Below are 3778 nucleotides of genomic sequence, written 5' to 3' on the forward strand. Positions count from 1 at the left end.
TGCGACCCCGAGCGGCGCCGCGTAAAGTCGATCGCGCTTGCGCCTAGGGTTCCGTCCGCCGCCCGTCTCCCATCCCACAACCAGGGTGGCCGGGGTCTGGACCGAGCGGCGCCACGGCCGGTCGCCGGCCGACACCTGACGGGATAGAAACCCCGAGGGCTCCTGTTCGACGTGCCGTCCCACGGACGGCACCGACGCCGAGGAGCCATTCGGTGGCCACCGCACTCGTCCTCTCCCCCGCCTCGTCCGGCGTGCCCGCCGGCGTCGTCGCGATCACGCTGGTCGCGGCGGTGCTGCACGCCGTCTGGAACGCGATCGCCCACGGCGTCCCCGACCGTCTCGTCGGCTTCGCCCTGATCGGCGCCGCCTACACCGTGGTCTGCGGGGCCACGGCCCTCGTCGTGGGCCTGCCGCCGAGCGCGGCGTGGCCGTTCATCGTGGGCTCGGCCGCGATCCACGTCGTCTACACGCTGCTGCTCTGGGCGAGCTACCAGCTCGGCGAGTTCAGCCAGGTCTATCCCGTCGCCCGGGGGACCGCGCCGTGGGTGGTCGCGGTGATCGAGGTCCTGCTCGGCCACCACCTGCCGGTTCTGCAGCTCGCCGGGATCGTCGTGATCTCCCTGGGGCTGCTGACCCTGGCCCTCGACGGCGGGCGCCCCTCGCGCGCCACGTTGCCGGCGCTGGGCGCCGCGGTCGCGACCGGCATCGCCATCGCGGGCTACACGGTCGTCGACGCGTCGGCGGTCGCCCGCACGCCGGTCCTCGTCTACGCGACCTGGATGTTCCTGCTCCAGGGCCCGGTCATGCCGGCGGTCGCGCTCGTGCGGCGGGGAGGACGGCTGCGGACGACGACGTGGCCGGTGCTGGCGGTCGGGTTCGGCGGCGGGGTGGTGTCGCTGGCGGCCTACGGGCTGGTGCTGGTCGCCCAGACCAGCGGGGCGACCGCCGCCGTCGCCGCCCTGCGCGAGACGAGCATCGTCATCGGCGCCGTGATCGGGGCGGTGTTCCTCGGGGAGCGGTTCGGGATGGGACGGGTGATCGCCGCGGTCGTCGTCGCGGCCGGGATCGTGCTGGTCGATCTCTGACCCACGCGCCCACGGTGGTGCCGGCGAACCGGGTCCGCGGGACCCCGTTTCTCGGGGGTGCTCGGCAGATCGTCGTCGCGGTGAGCATGCTTGATCGACTTCTGGGCGGCAGAGTGCTCGCTGAGCGATCACTTCGCCGCCGAACTCATGATCTTGACGCGTGGACCTGCCGCGGGACGCCGGACAGGTCCGGGCGCACGAGCCGGCGAGCCGCTGGAAGAGTCAGGGCGGTGGAGGAACTCGCGCTGGAGGGGTGGACGGACTTCGCGGTCGTCGTCGGCGGGGCCAGTGCGGCGCTGACCGGCCTGTTGTTCGTCGCGATCTCGATCAACGTCAGGGCGATCGGCCGCTCGATCAGCCTGCGCTCCCGTGGCGCGCAGACCCTCGTGCTGTTCGCGGTCTCCCTCGTCGTGTCGATCCTGCTGGCCGTCCCGGCCCAGCCGACGGTGGTGCTCGGCGGGGAGCTCGTGGCCCTCGCCGTGGTCGCCGGCGGCGGGCTGTTCACCCTCGACCGGCGGGCCAAGCGCGAGCAGGACGTCCCGCGACTGGCCCGGACCCTGGACGTCGTGAGCCCGAACCTCGTCACCCTGCTGCTGACCGCCGCGGCCGGGGTCGTCGTGGTCACCGGCCACCTGTGGGGGCTCTACCTGCTCGTGGCGTCGACCGTCATCGGCATCGTCGGCGGGATCGCGAACGCCTGGCTCTTCCTCACGACGCTCGACGAGTGATCACGCGGCGAGGCGGGCGGCCGGCGGGAGCGCCGCCGGGTCGGCCGCGGGCCACTCGCCCGGGGACCCGCCGAGGGCCGCGAGCTCGGTGACCTGCTCGACGCACCAGGGGGAGAGCCCCGCCCAGGTGCCCTCGCGGACGGCGACGACCAGGTCCTGCCAGGCCACGGGCCGGACGTCGTCGACCTCCGCCGGGTCGGGCACCGGTTCGTCGGTGACACGGGCGGTGAACACCGGGCACATCTCGCGCTCGACGACGCCGTCCTGCTCGGCCCGGTAGCGGAAGCGCGGCAGCACCAGCCGCGGCGGCCCGACGTCGACCCCCAGCTCCTGGCGCCCGCGGCGCCGCACGGCCTCGTCGAGGGCCTCGCCCGGCGCGGGGTGGCCGCAGAAGCTGTTGGTCCACACCCCGGGGAAGGTCCGCTTCGTGGCGGCACGGCGGGTCATGACCAGCCGGTCGTCGCCGTCGACGAGGTAGCACGAGAACGCCAGGTGCAGCGGCGTGGCCGCGTGGTGCACCTCGTCCTTGGCCGCCGTCCCGACCGCCGCGCCGTCGGGGTCGAGGAGCACGACCAGCTCCGGATCGTCGTGGATCACCACCCGGCCAGTATGGGCGGGGAGGCCGGACGTCGCTCGCCGTCCCGCTACAGGCAGGGGCCGGCGGAGGTGGTGAGCGTCGGGCTCCACGCCCCGGTCCAGGCGCCCGCCGCGGCGCGCACGCGCAGGTAGACGGTCGTCTTCGGGATCGCGCGCACGGTCACGGTGGCCGAGGTCGTCGACGTCGTCCCCGACGCGACCGGGGCCGCGAAGTCCGCGGTCGTCGACGCCTGGAACTGGTAGGACGTCGCGCTCGGCACGGCGGTCCAGCTCAGCGTCGTCGCGACCGCCCCGAGACCGGTGACCACCCCCGTCGTCGTGCTCGTCGCCGGGGCGGCCGTCGTGGTGGTCGTGGGCGCCGGCGTCGTCGTGGTGGTGGTCGCCCGGGTCGTCGCCGGCGTGGTGGTCGTCGCCGGCGGGGCGGCAGTGGTGGCCGGCGGGGCCGAGGTCGACGCGAGCGGCGCCGCGGTGGGCGTGGTCGTCGTCGCCTGCGGCAGCGCGGCGGCGCGGGGCAGCGCCTCGACCCCGTGCGCGTCGGCGAACTTCGGCGGCCCGAGCAGGCCCCCGCAGACCCACGGGGTGGCCGAGGCGGTGGTGGTGCCCAGGGCGGCGGCGCGGGCGGTCGCGGTGCCGGGCCCGGTGCTCGACCACGCGGCGACCGCGATCCCGCCCCCGGCGAGCAGGCCGAGCACGGCGGCGAGCGCGAGCAGCGCGACGCGGCGGCTCACGGCGTGCTCGCCACGGTGACGGTGACGGGCACGGTGAACGTCGCGCCCTGGCAGCCGGTCTCGGACGCCGTCGACATGGCGACCGCGCCCGCGAGGGTGAGCGTGGTCCCGGCACCGGCGGCGAGGGTGACGCCGGGCTGCTGCGCGGTGAAGGTGACGCCGGTCGTCGCGCAGGCCCCCACGCCTCCGGTCGCGGTGGCGGCGCCGTTCGGGGCGATGGCCAGCACGCGCACCTTGTAGGGGTTCGGGTTGGTCAGGGTGACGACCGCGGTCCCGCTCGCCCCGGGGACGAGCAGCCCGGAGGTGACGGCGCTGCCGGCCACGGTGCTCGTCGTCGGCGCGAGCGCGTTCCCCGCGGTCACGCCGGAGCGGCCGTTGCCCGAGCTCAGCCAGGCGGCGACCGCGATCCCCGCCGCGCCGAGGGCCGCCGCGAGGGCGGCGAGCGCGATCAGGAGGGTCGCGCGCGAGACGCGGCCGACGGCCGGCACGTGCGCGGTCGCACCGGCCCGGCGGGGGCGGCGGCGGGTCGGCCACCAACGGGGCCGGCCCGCGACGGCGGCCGGCGCCGGGCGGTCCTCGCCCGGCGCCCGGTACCCCGGCGGCGCCCAGCGCGGCGGCTCCGGCTGGATCGGCCGCGCCG

At 76.3% G+C, this 3778-nt stretch carries 5 protein-coding genes; 2 read left to right on the forward strand and 3 right to left on the reverse strand.

Annotated elements, in window-relative coordinates; translation table 11 throughout:
• The first annotated feature begins 212 nt into the window (after positions 1 to 212).
• The gene (locus AC0CYZ_RS18655) at positions 213 to 1085 is read left to right on the forward strand and encodes an EamA family transporter (protein ID WP_472218013.1); all 873 of its coding nucleotides are present in this window, start codon (positions 213 to 215) and stop codon (positions 1083 to 1085) included.
• Between the two features lie 230 nt (positions 1086 to 1315).
• A complete protein-coding gene (locus AC0CYZ_RS18660; protein ID WP_472218015.1) occupies positions 1316 to 1813 on the forward strand; it encodes a hypothetical protein in 498 nt (165 codons plus the stop codon).
• Here AC0CYZ_RS18660 and idi read toward each other — a convergent pair whose 3' ends face one another.
• From idi to AC0CYZ_RS18675, 3 genes are all read right to left on the reverse strand, one after another.
• Positions 1814 to 2413, reverse strand: coding sequence for an isopentenyl-diphosphate Delta-isomerase (idi, locus tag AC0CYZ_RS18665; protein ID WP_472218018.1), 600 nt, complete (start codon positions 2411 to 2413; stop codon positions 1814 to 1816). It lies immediately after the preceding gene.
• Between the two features lie 44 nt (positions 2414 to 2457).
• Positions 2458 to 3138, reverse strand: a complete 681-nt coding sequence (locus AC0CYZ_RS18670; protein WP_472218021.1) for a hypothetical protein — start codon at positions 3136 to 3138, stop codon at positions 2458 to 2460.
• On the reverse strand, positions 3135 to 3778 hold a 644-nt coding region (locus AC0CYZ_RS18675), incomplete at its 5' end, for a hypothetical protein (protein ID WP_472218023.1). The genes AC0CYZ_RS18675 and AC0CYZ_RS18670, both read right to left, overlap by 4 nt.

The organism is Actinomycetospora sp. (genome assembly GCF_055612215.1).